At 42.6% G+C, this 16,883-nt stretch carries 15 protein-coding genes; 11 read left to right on the forward strand and 4 right to left on the reverse strand.

Features of this window, described 5'->3' with window-relative positions; all coding sequences use genetic code 11:
• Nucleotides 1-42: 42 nt before the first annotated feature.
• Both ftsZ and lpxC read left to right on the forward strand, forming a co-directional pair.
• Nucleotides 43-1,176: a cell division protein FtsZ gene (gene ftsZ / locus IYN84_RS00240; RefSeq protein WP_196138512.1), complete on the forward strand. Its 1,134-nt coding sequence runs from the start codon at nucleotides 43-45 to the stop codon at nucleotides 1,174-1,176.
• Nucleotides 1,177-1,607: 431 nt separating this feature from the next.
• The gene (lpxC, locus tag IYN84_RS00245) at nucleotides 1,608-2,522 is read left to right on the forward strand and encodes a UDP-3-O-acyl-N-acetylglucosamine deacetylase (RefSeq protein WP_196137170.1); all 915 of its coding nucleotides are present in this window, start codon (nucleotides 1,608-1,610) and stop codon (nucleotides 2,520-2,522) included.
• 194 nt (nucleotides 2,523-2,716) lie between these two features.
• On the opposite strand, the gene IYN84_RS00250 is transcribed toward lpxC, so the two are convergent.
• Nucleotides 2,717-3,022, reverse strand: a complete 306-nt coding sequence (locus tag IYN84_RS00250) for a DUF721 domain-containing protein (protein ID WP_196137171.1) — start codon at nucleotides 3,020-3,022, stop codon at nucleotides 2,717-2,719.
• 212 nt (nucleotides 3,023-3,234) lie between these two features.
• On the opposite strand from IYN84_RS00250, the gene IYN84_RS00255 reads away from it, so the two are divergent.
• The 7 genes from IYN84_RS00255 to IYN84_RS00285 all read left to right on the forward strand — a co-directional run bounded on the left by IYN84_RS00255 (nucleotide 3,235) and on the right by IYN84_RS00285 (nucleotide 11,270).
• Nucleotides 3,235-4,170 (forward strand): M23 family metallopeptidase, encoded by a 936-nt coding sequence (locus IYN84_RS00255; RefSeq protein ID WP_210330238.1) that lies wholly within the window; start codon nucleotides 3,235-3,237, stop codon nucleotides 4,168-4,170.
• A gap of 1,011 nt (nucleotides 4,171-5,181) precedes the next feature.
• The gene (locus IYN84_RS00260; protein WP_196137172.1) at nucleotides 5,182-6,408 is read left to right on the forward strand and encodes a 2-isopropylmalate synthase; all 1,227 of its coding nucleotides are present in this window, start codon (nucleotides 5,182-5,184) and stop codon (nucleotides 6,406-6,408) included.
• Between the two features lie 36 nt (nucleotides 6,409-6,444).
• A complete protein-coding gene (gene leuC / locus IYN84_RS00265) occupies nucleotides 6,445-7,869 on the forward strand; it encodes a 3-isopropylmalate dehydratase large subunit (RefSeq protein WP_196137173.1) in 1,425 nt (474 codons plus the stop codon).
• The gene (gene leuD / locus IYN84_RS00270; RefSeq protein ID WP_196137174.1) at nucleotides 7,869-8,528 is read left to right on the forward strand and encodes a 3-isopropylmalate dehydratase small subunit; all 660 of its coding nucleotides are present in this window, start codon (nucleotides 7,869-7,871) and stop codon (nucleotides 8,526-8,528) included. The genes leuC and leuD overlap by 1 nt, the downstream gene beginning before the upstream one ends.
• Before the next feature lie 16 nt (nucleotides 8,529-8,544).
• Entirely contained in the window at nucleotides 8,545-9,591 is a 1,047-nt protein-coding gene (gene leuB, locus IYN84_RS00275; RefSeq protein ID WP_196137175.1) for a 3-isopropylmalate dehydrogenase, read from the forward strand.
• Between the two features lie 228 nt (nucleotides 9,592-9,819).
• On the forward strand, nucleotides 9,820-10,842 hold the full coding sequence (locus tag IYN84_RS00280) for a thioredoxin domain-containing protein (protein ID WP_196137176.1): 1,023 nt from the start codon (nucleotides 9,820-9,822) through the stop codon (nucleotides 10,840-10,842).
• Between the two features lie 203 nt (nucleotides 10,843-11,045).
• Nucleotides 11,046-11,270, forward strand: coding sequence for a DUF6316 family protein (locus tag IYN84_RS00285; protein ID WP_196137177.1), 225 nt, complete (start codon nucleotides 11,046-11,048; stop codon nucleotides 11,268-11,270).
• 135 nt (nucleotides 11,271-11,405) lie between these two features.
• Here IYN84_RS00285 and IYN84_RS00290 read toward each other — a convergent pair whose 3' ends face one another.
• Both IYN84_RS00290 and IYN84_RS00295 read right to left on the reverse strand, forming a co-directional pair.
• Nucleotides 11,406-11,879, reverse strand: a complete 474-nt coding sequence (locus IYN84_RS00290) for a chemotaxis protein CheX (protein ID WP_196137178.1) — start codon at nucleotides 11,877-11,879, stop codon at nucleotides 11,406-11,408.
• 96 nt (nucleotides 11,880-11,975) lie between these two features.
• Nucleotides 11,976-13,163 (reverse strand): aminotransferase class V-fold PLP-dependent enzyme, encoded by a 1,188-nt coding sequence (locus tag IYN84_RS00295; protein WP_196137179.1) that lies wholly within the window; start codon nucleotides 13,161-13,163, stop codon nucleotides 11,976-11,978.
• Between the two features lie 339 nt (nucleotides 13,164-13,502).
• Here IYN84_RS00295 and secA point away from each other — a divergent pair, with 339 nt between their 5' ends.
• Nucleotides 13,503-16,211, forward strand: a complete 2,709-nt coding sequence (secA, locus tag IYN84_RS00300; protein WP_196137180.1) for a preprotein translocase subunit SecA — start codon at nucleotides 13,503-13,505, stop codon at nucleotides 16,209-16,211.
• A gap of 13 nt (nucleotides 16,212-16,224) precedes the next feature.
• Nucleotides 16,225-16,611, forward strand: coding sequence for an 8-oxo-dGTP diphosphatase MutT (mutT, locus tag IYN84_RS00305; RefSeq protein ID WP_196137181.1), 387 nt, complete (start codon nucleotides 16,225-16,227; stop codon nucleotides 16,609-16,611).
• 19 nt (nucleotides 16,612-16,630) lie between these two features.
• Here the strand turns inward: mutT and atpE are convergent, their stop codons facing one another.
• A complete protein-coding gene (gene atpE / locus IYN84_RS00310; protein ID WP_196137182.1) occupies nucleotides 16,631-16,876 on the reverse strand; it encodes a F0F1 ATP synthase subunit C in 246 nt (81 codons plus the stop codon).
• Nucleotides 16,877-16,883 lie beyond the last annotated feature (7 nt).

Here is a 16,883-nt window from a genome sequence, read left to right on the forward strand (position 1 = left end):
TTAAATCTGTTAGCAACAAGAAGGGGAAATACAATGGCTAATATGTTTGAACTAGTCGATAACTGCCGTGACAATGCGGTGATCAAAGTTGTGGGTGTCGGTGGAGGCGGCGGCAACGCTGTTGAGCACATGCTAAAAGCATGTATTGACGGGGTGGAATTTGTCTGTGCGAATACTGATGCACAAGCACTTAATCGCTCTGCCGCTCGAACAACCATCCAGTTAGGAAGTCAAATAACCAAAGGATTGGGGGCTGGAGCAAATCCGGAAGTAGGCCGTCAGGCAGCAATTGAAGATCGCGATCGTATCGCGGAAATTTTGACTGATACTGATATGGTTTTTATTACTGCTGGCATGGGTGGGGGCACAGGTACCGGCGCTGCACCGGTAATTGCTGAGGTAGCTAAAGAAATGGGAGTGCTTACGGTAGCAGTTGTGACCAAGCCTTTCTTCTTTGAAATGAAAAAGCGTATGGCTGTTGCCGAACAGGGTATTCAGGAGCTTCGTCAACATGTTGATTCACTGATTATCGTACCTAATGACAAAGTTCTTAATGTCATGAAAGGCAAAAAGCTGACTGAAGCTTTTAAAGCTGCAAATGATGTTCTTCATGGCGCGGTTCAGGGAATTGCAGAACTAATGACTTGTCCTGGCCTAATCAATGTCGACTTTGCTGACGTTAAAACTGTAATGTCAGAGAAAGGTACATCTATGATGGGGAATGGTGTCGGCAGCGGTGAAGATCGTGCTCGTAGAGCTGCAGAGTTGGCAGTATCCAGTCCATTATTGGAAGATGTTGACTTAGCTGGTGCTAAAGGCATTTTGGTTAACATTACTTCTGGAGAAGATATGAGTATCGATGAGTTCTCTGAAGTCGGTAGTGTGGTTCAGGATTTTGCAGCAGATGATGCAACTGTTGTAATCGGAACCGCGATTGACCCTGAACTCAAAGACGAAATCCGTGTCACAGTAGTTGCCACAGGAATTGGTGGTCAGCCAGCACAAGCACCACAGGTTAAAGTAGATAATACCAAAAAAGCAGATGGTACCAATAACTACCCTGAGCTTGATAGACCGACCATTTTGCGCCAACAAGCCAGCCAACCTAAGCAGGCAGTTGGAAGCGACCTGGACTATCTGGATATACCTGCGTTTTTGCGCAAACAGGCTGACTAGCCTGACGGTTTAGTCCAATTAAGCTGTTTAAAATAAACAGGGGATTTCGCTCCTGACCGGAGGGTATATCCATTGAGTTGTTAGTTTGTGAGTGCTAACTAATAGCCGCTTGATTAGGTATTGTGGCTGGTCATTTAACGACCGAGCCCCCCTTCACTTGGTTTAGGGTGGCCGGCCAGAAATGCAAACTATTGATGAATTATTTGATAAGTTTGAGGAAAAAACAGGGTAATTATTAAGATAAAGCTTTGCCCTGTTGAGACCTGATAAGCAGATTTGAATAAATAATCGACACTTGAATGTGTCATAAACTTGTAGTTTGTGCTAATATGCGGCAAATTTTGGTGTAACTCATCCGATGAGTTTAAAATTTGTTCAATCCGGCCTTTGAAGGCAAGACGAGCAGTAATCAATTGGAGAAATATTCACAAATGATTAAACAGCGTACCCTCAAGACCGCAATTCGCGCTACTGGCGTTGGTTTGCACACCGGAGATAAAGTCTATTTAACACTGCGCCCGGCGCCAGTGGACTCGGGCATTATCTTTCGACGTGTTGACCTTGATCCTGTAGTTGAGATTTGTGCGGCGCCAGAAAACGTGGGAGATACCACGCTTTCTACGTGTTTAGTCAAGGATGGCGTAAGAATTTCCACTGTTGAGCACTTACTGGCTGCTATGGCTGGTTTGGGTATCGACAATGCCTACATTGATGTATCTGCACCAGAAGTGCCAATTATGGACGGCAGTGCAGGCCCATTTGTATTCCTGCTGCAGTCAGCAGGTGTGGAAGAGCAAAATAAAGCCAAACGATTCATTCGAATTAAGAAGCGTGTAGAAGTCAAAGAAGGCGATAAAGTCGCTATTTTTGAGCCTTTCGACGGTTTTAAAATATCTTTTGGTATCGATTTTGATCACCCAGTATTTACTGCTGGTTCTCAATATTCTGAAATCGACTTCTCAGCAACTTCCTTCGTTAAAGAGGTCAGCCGTGCTCGTACTTTTGGTTTCATGAATGATATCGAGTACTTGCGCTCAAAGAATCTGGTTCAGGGCGGAAGTATGGATAATGCAATTGTTCTTGATGAATATAGAGTACTAAATGAAGACGGGCTTCGTTATGATGACGAGTTCGTTAAGCATAAAATTCTAGACGCGATTGGTGATTTGTATCTTTTAGGTAATAGCCTGGTTGGAGCCTTTACTGGTATTAAGTCTGGACATGCACTTAACAATAAATTGTTGAGAACTTTGATGGCAGATAAAGAAGCTTGGGAAGTAGTGACTTTCGAAGATGCTGATGCTGCACCAATATCTTATATTATGAAGCCTGGTCTGGCAGTGTGATCAGTGAGTGACTTTGAGTTAAAAACCGGGGAAACCCGGTTTTTGCGTTTTTAGTCACTGCAAGTTGTACGCATAGGTGGTTCTGAACATTCAAAAAGTGGCACTAGCTATTTAACTACCAAAGAAAAATCGCAGTTAAATTTTGTGACCTTGAGCCCTATTTTATCTAATTCCGGCCCTAAAAAGCTCAAGAACTAGCGGGGTTGGACGATAACTTCTATGTTCGCCAGACCAAAATAGCCTGATTGCCGAAAGTGATCAATCAGTTCAGGTAGTTGAAATCTGAGTTTATTGGCCCAGGCTGCGGAGTCAACAGCTATTACCAGAGTACTTTTACGTATATTTACTACTCGACAGTGCTTTGAAAGTGTTGCATTAAGTTTGCTTTGTAAGGTATTGTTTAGCGTCTGAATTTTAGCCAGTTGATCAAGAAGTGATTTGATCTGGTCTGATGGCTCGGAAATTAGGTTATTCAGATTTTTAGGCGAGTAGCGACTCATAGGGAATATGCCTACCTTTTGGTAGTTAACTGATTGATTTATATAGACTCAAGTCAATATTTATCTGATCAGACGAGGATAAGATAATAACAATTAAAAAGATTATAACAAATTCAGTTGATTAAACAGGAGTTTAAAGTAATTGTGTTACTCCCATAATTTACTGGACTCTCAGGGTAATGATAAAAAATCACGGGTTTAATAATTAGTCTATGAGTATTACTATTTTACAACGTTCCCCACAGGGGATGAGAAGCGTAAAATTAAAGAATCGCTATCTCTACAGTATTTTTGCTTTGCTTTTTTTGTTGCCAGCTGCAGCAGGAGTGAGTGGTTACTTTTATGCGATGAAGCGAGCTCAGGTTGCTGAGGTTGATCAGGTAACTATTGATAACTGGAAAAGAGAGCTAGCCAGCCAGTGGAAAGATCTGGAAATGGCAAAGAAAGCATCCCAGCAGCAAATTAATGCATTGACTGCAAAACTGGGTATGATGCAGGCACATATTCGACGTCTGGATGCCGCAGGAGAAAGAATTGTGAGTGTCGCCGGTTTGGATGCCAAAGAATTTAATTTCAGCGATACTCCGGCAATTGGTGGGCCAGAGAGCAAACCGACTGCTGAAGCGGCGAAAATAGAAGACTTATTTGCTGCGTTAAATCTGGTAGACGGTCAGCTTGATTCCAGAGAGCAACAACTTGATGTTCTTGAGTCCCTTTTAATGGATAAACATATGGGGGTTGAACGTTATATTTCTGGTCGACCTATTCGTAAAGGCTGGATGTCTTCCTATTATGGCGAAAGAAATGACCCTTTTACCGGTAAACCCGCATGGCATGGTGGAGTAGACTTTGCCGGAAAAGAGGGGGCTGATGTAGTTTCTACAGCCGCAGGGGTGGTTTCCTGGGTTGGTGATAGATATGGTTACGGACTGTTGATTGAAGTTAATCATGGAGACGGTCTGGTAACACGCTATGGCCATAATAAAGAAGCCTTAGTAAAAAAGGGTGATGTTGTTAGTAAGGGGCAAGCAATAGGTAAGATGGGCAATACCGGGCGGTCTACCGGAGCGCATGTTCACTATGAAGTGCTTAAAAAAGGAAGAAATGTGAATCCTTTGCCTTATGTAAATCGACGTGCAAAGGGCTAAATGCTCATAGATGTTTTGAAAAAGCCCGCTTCCAGCGGGCCTTTTTATTTGGAAGTCTTATCTTTGATAGGGAAGTTCGTTGAGAAGAGAAGTTTGCAATCGAAAGCTAAATTCGATTAATAGAGATTAGCGCAGAGAGGGTTGTAAATTAAGGTCATTAAAAGTTATCTTGATGTTCCTTTTTTTCTTCGAGCAGGACATTCTAGTTCTGGATCTGATGAAATCCGATTGTTGATGAGGGCTTAAACAATATGGTTAAAGCTTCTTTTAGTGTAAATGTCTCGGGTTACTGAAAGTAGTATTTTAAAGTAGTTCTGCTTTTTGTCTTTACCTGCAAATTAACCGGCCTTGTAGCATCAACTTTTGTTTTAAATGGCCTTAACTGCAATTCAATTAGGCCATTAGTTTGTTTTTCCTTTTATTTAAATGCTCTAGTGGAGAATTCCCTTAGATTCAGCAGAATAATGCACTCCAGAGTTACAAGTTGATAGAAGCTTACGCCTTGAAGCCCTTGTTGCCGTAACGTCAAATAACATAATTTAAAGTTATATCCTGTTGACCCCATTCGAATGATTCCCTAAATTCGACCTTATGAACGCGACACAAACTCAAAATACTCTTGGTTTAATCCTCCTCCTCATCAATTGATGGGGTTTTTGTGTTGCTGGTAAAGAATTCGAAAACCCTGAAGTGAAAGCTTCGGGGTTTTTTATTGCTCGCTGTCCATTGCAGTGAGCTATTTTTGACAAATTTCCTATTTGTTCAGTGCTAACGAAATTGTCGGTAGGAAATACATTGCATAGTCCCAGGGTGGAACAGATGAAACATATAAAAGAAAGAGTTAAACGGAACAACTATTTGATCTTACTTTTAAATACTGCTCATTTTCTGGTTTGCAGTCTGCTCCTGTTTGGACTCACCTTCTCGCCTGGAGAGCGAAATTACAGCAATTAATCAGTGGTTTAATTTGAAAGCAAATATATAAAACTTAAATTGAGACGGGTAAGGACCATGAGTTCCAAAAAAGAGAAGATAATTATTTTTGATACAACTTTGCGTGACGGAGAGCAATCTCCGGGAGCAAGTATGACCATTGACGAAAAAGTACAAATGGCTCATCAACTAAAAAATTTGGGTGTAGATGTTATTGAAGCCGGTTTTCCAGTGATATCTGAAGGTGACTTTTTGGCTGTACGTCAAATAGCAGAGGAGGTACAGGGGCCGACTATATGTGCACTGGCAAGAGCCGTAGATAAAGATATTGAAGCTGCGGCTATGGCAGTAGAGCCTGCCACGAATAAACGTATCCATGTGTTCATAGCGACTAGTGATATCCATATGGAACACAAGCTTAAAATGACACCTGAACAGGTTATTTTAAAAGCGGTTTCTGCAGTCAAAAAAGCGAAGCAATATGTTAATGACATTGAGTTTTCTGCGGAAGATGCTGCTCGCAGCGACTTGTCATTTCTGGTTCAAGTGATTGAGGCCGTAATCGATGCCGGGGCTACTACTGTTAATATTCCTGATACGGTTGGTTATGCTACACCCGCAGAGTTCGGAGAATTGATTGGAGAATTGAAATCCAGAGTTAGAAATATTGGTAAAGCGATACTATCAGTGCACTGCCATAATGACCTGGGGCTTGCCACTGCAAATAGCTTGTCAGCAATTGCAAACGGCGCGCGACAGATCGAATGTACCGTTAACGGAATTGGAGAACGTTCAGGAAACTGTGCTCTGGAAGAGGTTGTAATGGCGTTAAAAACTCGCCAGGACAAGTTTTCAGTAGAAACCGGAATAGAAACTCGTCAATTGGTTAACAGCAGCAGAATGGTCGAATCAATTACCGGTATCAATGTTCAGCCGAACAAAGCCATTGTTGGAAGAAACTCTTTTGCACACGAGGCAGGAATTCACCAACATGGAGTAATTGCCAAGCGTGAAACCTATGAAATCATGAGGGCTGAGGATGTTGGATTTGCCAGTAACGAAATTGTGCTAGGAAAGCATAGCGGAAAGCACGCAATAAAATTATGGCTGGAAAAAAACAATATTCAACTGAACGAGCAGGAAACAATCGCCTTGTCTCATCGCGTTAAAGCGCTAAGCGACATTCAAAAATCTGTTTCTGATGAAGATGTATTTAAGTTGCTAGATCAGCAAGCAGATAGTCCGAAAAAAGAAGAGCGTGTCCCGGAAGAAGCAACTCAGTACCTTGGCGGAAGGCGCTGGTAGTTAAGCTCGGGAAAGATAAAACTAAGGAATTTATAAATGACAAAAAAAACACTTTTTGAAAAAGTCTGGGAAGCACATATTGTCTCACCTGAATCGAAGGAGACACCCGCAGTACTTTATATTGACACTCACCTTATTCACGAAGTTACTTCTCCGCAAGCATTTAATATGTTGCGAGAAAAGGGACTCAAGGTTCGTCGTCCCGATCGCACTTTTGCGACAATGGATCATTCTACTCCGACGACTAAACCTAATGAAAAAGGCGAGTATGAATTTAGTGGTGAGAAAGAGAAAAATCAGGTCGAGCAGCTGAAAAAAAATTGCCGGGAGTTCGGTATTTCCCTATTTGAGCTAGGAGATAAACGGCAAGGAATTGTGCATGTCGTCGGGCCTGAACAAGGAATAACACAACCCGGTAAAACAATTGTTTGTGGTGACAGTCATACATCAACTCATGGTGCATTTGGTGCGCTAGCATTTGGTATTGGTACCAGTGAAGTGGGATATACTTTTGCGACGCAATGTATTCCCCAGCGAAAGCCTAAGACTATGGGAGTTAAAGTAGTCGGAAAGCTCAATTCTGGAGTGTCAGCCAAGGACCTTATTTTGGCTATTATAGCAAAAATAGGTATTGGTGGAGCTACCGGACATGTGATCGAATATTTTGGTGAAGCGATTAAAAATATGAGCATGGATGAGCGCATGACTATTTGTAACATGTCTATTGAAGCCGGCGCTCGCGCAGGAATGATCGCGCCTGATCAGATTACTTTTGATTACTTGCAAGGTCGTCCGTATGCACCAAAAGGAGATGCGTGGCAACGGGCTGTCGCTGACTGGTCAGAGCTTTTCACAGATCTGGGAGCAGAATTTGATTCGCTAGTAGAGATAGATGCAGGACAAGTTAAGCCAATGATTACCTATGGTACAAATCCGGAAATGGCGATTCCGGTTACTGAAGTCATTCCTGAAAATGCACCAAAGCACGCACTTAATTATATGGGCTTTGCTTCCAAAGAGTCACTGATTGGTAAAAATATCGATGTTGTATTTATCGGTAGTTGCACCAATTCTCGTTTATCAGACCTGAAAGATGCCGCTAGAATTTTTAACGGAAATCAGGTTGCGCCTGGAGTACGAGCTTTGATTGTTCCCGGTTCACATGAAGTAAAAGAACAAGCTGAAAATGAAGGTCTGGATCAAATCTTTATAAAAGCCGGCGCAGAGTGGCGTGAACCTGGATGCTCTATGTGTCTGGGTATGAATGGGGATATTATTCAACCAGGACAAATTTGCGTTAGTACCAGCAATAGAAATTTTGAAGGACGACAAGGTCCTGGTGGAAGAACATTATTAGCAAGTCCGGCAACAGCTGCAGCTTCTGCAGTCGCTGGTAAAGTAGTGGATCCCGTTAAATATACAGAAAAAGTTGCTAATGAATGGCAAGGAGAGGTTGCTTGATGAAAAATGACAACACTATAAATGGAACATCGAATTTTGCTACTGAGCAGTCGCAGATTTTTTCAAGAGAGCCTATTAAAAAAGTCGAAGGAGTGGCAGCGGTAATAGACATCGAAAACATTGATACCGACCAGATTATTCCTGCCGAATATTTGAAGATAACCAATAAAGAAGGACTCGGAGAGCATTTGTTTTCGAACTGGCGTTATTCTGGAAATTCAAATAGTGGACGAAGTGCTAACCCTGACTTTGTTTTGAATAAAACAGAGACAAAAAATGCGGAAATTCTTATTACGGGTGAAAACCTGGGGTGTGGTTCGTCAAGAGAGCATGCTCCCTGGGCCCTGTTGGATTTTGGAATCAAGGTGGTCATCAGTTCGTCAATCGCAGATATTTTCAGAAATAATGCAGTTAAAAATGGCTTAATGCCAATAGTTATTGATAAAGCTGAGCATCAGTTTTTACTGCAGCAAAATGCAAAAGTTATTGCTGTCGATCTCGTTTCGCAAAAAATACTCGTGGATAGAAAAATTATTAACTTTGAGATTGAGCCATTTGCTCGTTATTGCTTTTTAAATGGTATGGATCAGCTTGATTTTCTATTTAGTCAAGAAACTTTGATTAGTAACTTCGAAAGCCGACAAGCACAATATATTTAACATTTGGAGAAAAATAATGACAATTCAAATTGCCTGCTTGCCTGGTGATGGTATAGGTCCTGAAGTCGCTGAGTCGGTAGAGACAGTACTGGAAGCTGTTGCAAAAAAATTTAATCAAGATATCAAAGTTGAACGTTATTTAATCGGAGGTTGTGCGATCGACGAAACAGGTAGTCCATTACCACAGGAAACAATTGATGCGTGTAAAAAAGCTAACGCTGTATTTTTGGGGGCTATCGGAGGACCCAGGTGGGATGACCCAAATGCCTCTGTCAGACCTGAACAAGGGTTATTAAAACTTCGAAGTGAGTTAGGCGTCTTTTCAAATATTCGTCCATTAACCGTTTTTCCAAAACTTCTAAGTGCTTCACCGCTGAAAGAAGAAGTATTAAAAGGAGTCGACTTTGTTGTAGTCAGGGAACTGACAGGTGGAATCTACTTCGGCGAGAAGACTCGAGGTAAAGATTTTGCTACCGATGAATGTCGTTACTCTGTTCAGGAAGTCGAACGGATAACTAAGGTCGCTTGTGAACTGGCGATACAGCGCAATAAAAAATTAACTTCTGTAGACAAAGCGAATGTACTCGAAACCTCTCGATTGTGGAGAGATGTTGTTTCTGGTTATGTAGCTGAAAACTATCCAGAAATAGAGCTAGAGCATCAGCTGGTAGATTCTTGTGCAATGAAAATGATCCAGAATCCTGCTCATTTTGATGTAATTCTTACCGAAAATATGTTTGGTGATATTCTATCTGATGAAGCGAGTGTCCTGGCTGGTTCAATGGGGCTTCTTGCTTCGTCTTCAATTGGCGAGGATTGCGGACTGTTCGAGCCGATTCACGGCAGTGCACCGGATATTGCGGGGCAGGGGATTGCTAATCCATATGCATCAATATTAAGTGCAGCAATGATGCTGCGTTGGTTGAGTCTCGAAAATGAAGCTAAAGCGGTGGAGGCTGCGGTATACAGTGCTATTGAAAACGGGGTATTAACTCGCGATCTTGATAAAAATAGCGATACATCTACCAAAGACGCTACGCTAGCTGTTATCGAGTATCTTTAGCGTTATATCATTTTCTTTTCCTGCCTAATACAACTGAGGCAGAGTAGTCAAATAGCTCTGACCTCAGTCTAACCGGACTTTTCTTAATGATTTGTAATTTTTTCCTGCCACGCCGGGTCATTACTAGTGCATAGAAGTTTAATAGGTGGCGTTGATTGGATTTCAATTAGCCTATAGTATTGACTGCCGTTTTTACACAAAGCCCCCTAAATAAGAGAGTTCGATTATATGAGCAGGCGACAGACCTTTTTGTTTTATCTAGTATTCATCCTCATTCAGCAGGCCTTTTCTTCGTATGCAGCTGCTTGGTCCAGCTCCGATATCGTTGCCTCTGTCAATGGGGAAACTATTGACCTGGATATGATTCGAAAGAGCAATCGTCTTGAGATCTATAATGCTGAAAAAGCACTTTATGATTTGCAGTATGCCTCCCTTCGCTCATTACTAATAAAGAAACTCATCTCCTTGGACCCTGCTTCCAAAGGAATGACGGAAGATCAGTATCTGAGCCGAAACGTTATTAAGCCTCGTGAAATAAGTGATCAGGAAGTTGACGCTTTTATCCAGTCCAGAAATATTCCAAAGAGTAAGATTAACACCAACTTAAAAGAACAGGTGAGACGGTTTCTATTGCAATCTGAAATCGCAGGCCAGATTGACCAATGGGTAGAGCAACAGGAAAAGAAGTACAAAATTGTCGTCAATCTAAAAGAGCCACTGGAGCCGCGTTTTGAGGTAAATATTAAACATTCTGCCTATCGGGGTAATGTTAATGCTCCGGTTACCATTGTTGAGTTTTCTGATTTTGAGTGTCCTTACTGCTCTCGCGCCAACGAGACACTCTATCAATTACAGGATATTTACGGTGACAAAATAAAAATTGTGTATAAGCATTTTCCGCTTTCCAGTATTCATCCTATGGCGCAAAAAGCTGCAGAAGCTACAATCTGTGCGCAAGAGCAGGGAATGGAAAAATTCTGGGAACTACACAATGTGTTGTTTGAAAACTTCAGAAGCCTGACCGTCGGTCAAATTAAGGATTTTGCTAAGAATATTGGATTGGAACCAGCAGCGTTTAATAGCTGCCTGACATCAGGAAAAAATAGCGAATTGGTCCAGCTGGACCTGAAAGAAGGAATGGAGCTAGGTGTTGAGTCGACCCCTGCATTTTTTATAAACGGGCGTTTTATCAAGGGGGCTCTTCCCCTCGATAGTTTTAAAGAGCTTATTGATGAGGAGCTTGCCAAATAACCAGGCAAGCCACCCTTATTGCCGATGCCGTAAAATACTCTAGCGCTTAGTTTTTATTGGCGCTAGTGATAAATTTTAAGATTTGTCTGAAGGATTGGCTCTTTTGTAGGATAATGCTTACATCATATTAAGCGATTTCGTATCGCCAGAATACCTCTATTGAGATTATACTTACTATGGCTGCAGTCAAAGGGATTTTTAGAATGAGTCGAAGTATCTACCGGAAATCGGATCCAATAAATAGTCAGTTTGAGAAAAGTCCACGTTTGGTCGTCAATGATCAGGGCTTTTTCTATAAAGTTAGAGGTGGTCGCCTAAATGGTCCATTTGAGACCGAAAAGGAAGCTCGTTCAGATTTGCGAGTTTTCAAGCAAGTGCTTGCTATTGAAGAGCAACTGGATACTGAAAATTTGCGGATATTTTCCTAGTATCACCTAACTACCGATGTCTTTTAAAAACCAGAACCTTAGGGTTCTGGTTTTTTTATGGAATCAACAAATCAATATCTAAGAGTGAAATTTGTAGATAGCTGCCTAAGAATTCACGATTTAGTTAAACTCCATTCAAAACTCGAGCGAATTGATGCTTACTTCGACATAGAATTCGCCTGCTTCGGTTGAGAAAGGGACAATAACCAAATTTGAAGTTTGTGGTCGAGTAAGCTCTCTGTTTGGACCTCGAATGACTTTGGGAATACCCATTTCAAATGTGTAGCCCTTGTCCTCCAGCAGTTCTCTCGCGTTTCCCGCGACCATATTAGCCAGCTCACCAACAAGATCCGCTACTTTGTCATTTAATTCATCAAACTCTTCTCCCAACATTTTTTCTGCAATGTGCAATATAACCGCTTTAGAAAAGGTCAATGCGATAGTGCCTGAGGCCTGAGGTGAGGATAGAGGGATTATCCCGGTGACATCTCCTTCGGGCAGGTTGGTTGGCTCCAGTTGGAAGCCGGAGGCCCTTGGTTTGAGGCTAGCCATAGTCACCAGTACATTTGACATTGATGAGAGAAAAGGACTGATGAATTCTATATTCAAGATATCTCCAGTTAGCGGATAGCCAGCGATTAATGTTCGGATCTATACCAAAGTGTAGACCTTGAACTACCTGGTTTACAAAAACAGGCCTGATTATTATCCCAATATCGAAATAACCTGGCTTAATCCATGTTGAAGCCGGGAAATATCTTCTTCGTCATTGTAGAGGCCGAGAGATACTCGAACACAGTGTTTATGACCGAGTGCTTTCAGGTAGGGTTGAGCGCAGTGATGGCCTGCTCTTACCGAAATATTTTCGCTTGCGAGAATACTGGCAATATCATGGGAGTGAAACTGATTGCTGGTAAAAGACAGTATATGATGACTTTCCGGATCAGAGATTACAGTAAAGCCTAAAGAGCGGGTATGTGATAATGCCTTTTGAATGAGTTGCTTTTGTCTACAGACTTCTTCTTCCAGATTAATCCTTGCCAGAAATGAAAGGCACGCACTTAAACCGGCAATACCAGGCATATTCGGACTTCCTGCTTCAAAACGGCTAATATCCTCAACTAACTGATAATTGCTATTAGTCAGATCAGCCTGGACCCGGTTAACTATTCCGCCGCCGAGTTTTAAAGGGGTCAGTTTTTCCGGTTCACGACAGTAGAGTGCTCCGATGCCCGCAGGCGAGTAGAGTTTATGTCCGGAAAATGCATAAAAATCACAATCGAGTTCAGTAAATTGAGGCTTACTGCCTGAAACCGCCTGGGCGCCATCGACCAGGGTGCTTACTCCATAATCTCTGGCTCTCTGAATCATATTATTTAGTGGTAATTTGAGTCCCGTTAAGTTACTTTCATGGCTAACAGCGAATAGAAGACAGTTTTGAGACAGATAAGTATCCAGTTTCTCCAGATCCGGGGCGCCATCGGTCTTGAGCGGAAGAATGTTCAGTTTTGCGCCGGTAGTTTTTGCAAGTCGCATCCAGGGAAGCAGGTTTGCATGGTGCTCTAGCTGGGTAACCAGAATAGAATGGTTTGAATTAGCTAATCCCTGAAAATGGTTGGCCACCAGGTTTATCGATTCAGTTGTTCCGCTGGTAAAAATATATTGAGCAGGAGAGCCGCCAAACCGGCTTGATAACTGAGTTCTGGTTTTGCTAAGAAGCTCTTCCGCCATTTCACTAAAAGAATACATCCCTCTATGCGGGTTTCCATGCCCTTGTGATAGGTATCTACTCATCGCCTTGATTACTTCTTCTGGCAACTGACAGCTGGAGGCGCTGTCCAGATAGACCTGCTCTGAGTGCTTTAATGCGGGAAAAAGTGCTTTGATTTTCAATAATCCTGAAGCAAGTAATGGAATATTGGGAGAGTAATTGATCTATAAGGGTCGAATCAAGTTAGTGGCCGAGCTTTGTTGAAAACTTAGTGTCACATTATTGAAATTATGGTTATTTGCTTGAGTTTTGCCGATTTGTCCCCATCAATGAACGAACGCGGTCATATTTGCGGTAGAGTTGTCAATCTATCCAAGGTACAATTCCGCGGTTCATTTTTTCACAAGAGTGTTTGAAATAGCTTTTGGGGGCAGGTAATGCACAGCCGCCAAACAGTGCTATTTTTCTGTCTCAAAGTTGAGACTAATAAAATTTATAAAAATATCAGGAAGTTATAATCCATGTTTGGGAATATCCTAACCAAAATATTTGGTAGCCGAAATGACCGAGTAGTCAAACAGCTAAATAAACGTGTGGCTAAAATCAACGCGCTGGAAGAAATCTACCAGCAAAAAAGTGATGAGGAGTTAACCGCCTGTACCACTGCTTTCAAAGAAAGACTGGCGAACGGCGAAACTCTGGACGATATCCTGGAAGACGCTTTTGCCGTTGTGCGTGAAGCAGGTAAGCGAGTCCTTAATATGCGCCACTTTGACGTACAGATGATTGGTGGGATGGTCCTGAATGAAGGAAAAATTGCGGAAATGCGTACCGGTGAGGGTAAAACACTGGTGGCGACGCTGGCTGCCTACATAAACGCGCTAAGTGGTAAAGGCGTTCATATTATAACGGTCAACGATTACTTGGCGCAGCGTGATGCTGACTGGATGGGACCACTATATGAATCCTTAGGCTTGAGTGTTGGCGTAATTCTTTCTGGCCAGGATCATGAAACCAAGCGCGCAGCCTATGCTTGTGACATAACTTTCGGTACCAATAATGAGTTTGGCTTTGACTACCTGAGAGACAACATGGCTTTCTCTATTGAAGAGAAAGTACAAAGAGATTTACATTACGCAATTATCGATGAGGTCGACTCTATCCTGATCGATGAAGCAAGAACTCCACTGATTATCTCCGGAGCGGTTGAAGACAGCTCCGACATGTATCGTCAGATTGACAAGTTGATTCCAAAACTTGAGCCGCAAACTGATCCGGAAGATCAGCAAAGTGGTGACTACACTGTTGATGAAAAATCCAAGCAGGTTCACCTGAGTGAACAAGGACAGGAAAAAGTAGAGGAGCTATTGCTCGCTGCCGGTCTATTGGCTGAAGGAACATCGCTTTATAATGCCAGTTCGATTTCTCTACTACATCATGTTAATGCCGCACTGAGAGCTCATACCTTATTTAAGAAAGATGTAGATTACATCGTTAAAGATAACGAAGTGGTTATCGTTGACGAGCACACCGGTCGTACAATGCCCGGACGTCGTTGGTCAGATGGATTGCACCAGGCGGTTGAGGCCAAAGAAGGTGTCGATATTCAAAATGAAAATCAGACATTAGCTTCTATCACATTCCAGAATCTTTTCCGTTTGTATGGAAAGCTTTCCGGTATGACCGGTACGGCCGATACTGAAGCATTTGAGCTTAATCAAATTTATGGTCTGGAAGTAATCGTGATTCCAACTAATCGTCCGATGCAGCGTATTGATCACGGTGACCTGATTTTCCTTACCAAGCAGGAAAAATATATGGCCATTATCGAAGAGATTGAGCAACGTACTGCCAATGGTCAGCCAGTCCTGGTTGGGACCGCTTCAGTTGAGTCTTCTGAAATTTTGTCTAATGTTTTAAAGCAGAGAAAAATCAAACATCAGGTGCTTAACGCTAAGTTCCATGCCAAAGAAGCAGATATTATTGCTGAAGCTGGTCGTCCCGGTAATGTCACTATTGCCACTAACATGGCTGGTCGCGGTACCGATATCGTACTAGGCGGAAATCTTAAAGCTGATTTAGCCGCGCTTAAAAATCCAAGCGACGAGCAGGTTGCAAAACTAACTGCTGAGTGGGAAGAGCGCCATCAAAAAGTACTGGATGCTGGTGGTCTGGCAATTATCGGTACTGAGCGTCATGAGTCTCGTCGTATCGATAATCAGCTTCGTGGTCGTTCTGGCAGACAGGGTGATCCGGGAAGCAGCCGATTCTACCTTTCACTGGAAGATGATCTGATGCGAATTTTTGCTTCTGAGCGCATGGCATCGATGATGCAAAAAATGGGCTGGGAAGAAGGTGAAGCAATCGAACACAAATGGGTTTCTCGTGCTATTGAAAATGCCCAACGTAAGGTCGAAGGTCGCAACTTTGATATCCGTAAGAGTCTGCTTGAATATGATGACGTTGCCAACGATCAGCGTAAGGTTATCTATGAACAGCGTGCTGACTTAATGTCGACCGAAGACGTATCAGAAACCATCGAGTCATTACGATATGACGTCATTTCCAGCGTATTTGCTCAGTATATTCCACCACAAAGTATTGAAGATATGTGGGATGTTCAGGGGCTGCAGGATCGTCTGCGTGCTGATTTTGCTATCGAATTGCCCGTCCAGAAATGGTTAGATGAAGACGATAATCTGCATGAAGAGAATTTACGTCAAAAGATCATTGATGCTTTATCTGAAGAATATCAGCGTAAAGAAGAGCTGGTTGGAGAAGTAGTCATTCGTCACTTCGAAAAATCGGTTATGTTGCAGAATCTCGACAGCGCCTGGAAAGAGCATCTGGCAGCTATGGATCATTTGCGTCAGGGCATTCATTTGCGTAGCTATGCGCAAAAGAATCCCAAGCAGGAGTACAAAAGAGAAGCTTTTGAGTTGTTTGCCGAAATGCTGGAAAACATTAAGTTTGACGTTATTGGTATTTTGTCAAAAGTCCAGGTGCGTGATTCAGAAGATGTTGAAGCGATTGAAGAGCAACGTCGACGTGAAGCGCAATCACACGATGTTCGCTATCAGCACGACCAGGAGTCAGCGATGCACCAGGGCGGTGAAGCAGATGATGCACACACTCCCTATAAGCGAGATGGTGACAAAGTTGGCCGTAATGAGCCCTGTCCTTGTGGTTCAGGTAAGAAATACAAGCAGTGTCACGGAAAATTAAAGTAACTTTAAAAATAAGATGTCAATAATCCGGGTAGCTGCAGCTATTATTCTGCAGGACGATAAAGTTTTAATTGCTCAGCGTCCTGCTGATAAGCACAAAGGTGGCTACTGGGAATTTCCCGGTGGAAAAATTGAAAACGGAGAATCTCCGGTTGAAGCTCTTAAGAGAGAAATCTTCGAAGAGTTGAATATTCATATTCAGTCCGCGCGGCCTTTCACTACTGTTGATTTTGAATATCCAGAAAAAAAAGTCTCCCTTGAATTTTTCATCGTTGAACAGTTCAAAGGAGAGCCACATGGCGTCGAAGGCCAGCCCGTTCTTTGGGCTAGCAAAAGCAAGCTGACAGACTTCAAATTTCCGGAAGCTAATCAGCCTGTGGTGGAGAAGCTTTTATTTGGCTAAGACTGGGTCATCTGGAGGCTCAGGCACTAGTAAACAGTATCAGTAAACCGATTCCCACCGCGATCATAGGGACTGCGTCCAGAAAGGCAGCCATTATCATTGTTTTTACCTGCAGGTCTTTAGCTAGCGATGGTTGACGAGCTGCTGATTCCACAAATTTCGCCGCAACTTTACCAATTCCAAGGCCTGAGCCAATAGCCGCGCCGGCGATAATGATGGCTGTTGCAATCAAGCTTGCCGCCTTGATTAAATCGACTGATTCCATTGTTTGA

The sequence above is a fragment of the Aliikangiella sp. G2MR2-5 genome (assembly GCF_015687155.1).
GTDB lineage: Bacteria > Pseudomonadota > Gammaproteobacteria > Enterobacterales > Kangiellaceae > Aliikangiella.

Bases quoted from the DNA above. Each gene is read 5' to 3' on its own strand.
- mutT (WP_196137181.1), top strand. From the start codon at position 16,225: ATGTCAATAATCCGGGTAGCTGCAGCTATTATTCTGCAGGACGATAAA.
- IYN84_RS00285 (WP_196137177.1), top strand. From the start codon at position 11,046: ATGAGTCGAAGTATCTACCGGAAATCGGATCCAATAAATAGTCAGTTT.
- leuC (WP_196137173.1), top strand. From the start codon at position 6,445: ATGACAAAAAAAACACTTTTTGAAAAAGTCTGGGAAGCACATATTGTC.
- IYN84_RS00255 (WP_210330238.1), top strand. From the start codon at position 3,235: ATGAGTATTACTATTTTACAACGTTCCCCACAGGGGATGAGAAGCGTA.
- lpxC (WP_196137170.1), top strand. From the start codon at position 1,608: ATGATTAAACAGCGTACCCTCAAGACCGCAATTCGCGCTACTGGCGTT.
- atpE (WP_196137182.1), bottom strand. From the start codon at position 16,876: ATGGAATCAGTCGATTTAATCAAGGCGGCAAGCTTGATTGCAACAGCC.
- IYN84_RS00250 (WP_196137171.1), bottom strand. From the start codon at position 3,022: ATGAGTCGCTACTCGCCTAAAAATCTGAATAACCTAATTTCCGAGCCA.
- IYN84_RS00260 (WP_196137172.1), top strand. From the start codon at position 5,182: ATGAGTTCCAAAAAAGAGAAGATAATTATTTTTGATACAACTTTGCGT.
- ftsZ (WP_196138512.1), top strand. From the start codon at position 43: ATGTTTGAACTAGTCGATAACTGCCGTGACAATGCGGTGATCAAAGTT.
- secA (WP_196137180.1), top strand. From the start codon at position 13,503: ATGTTTGGGAATATCCTAACCAAAATATTTGGTAGCCGAAATGACCGA.
- IYN84_RS00280 (WP_196137176.1), top strand. From the start codon at position 9,820: ATGAGCAGGCGACAGACCTTTTTGTTTTATCTAGTATTCATCCTCATT.
- leuB (WP_196137175.1), top strand. From the start codon at position 8,545: ATGACAATTCAAATTGCCTGCTTGCCTGGTGATGGTATAGGTCCTGAA.
- leuD (WP_196137174.1), top strand. From the start codon at position 7,869: ATGAAAAATGACAACACTATAAATGGAACATCGAATTTTGCTACTGAG.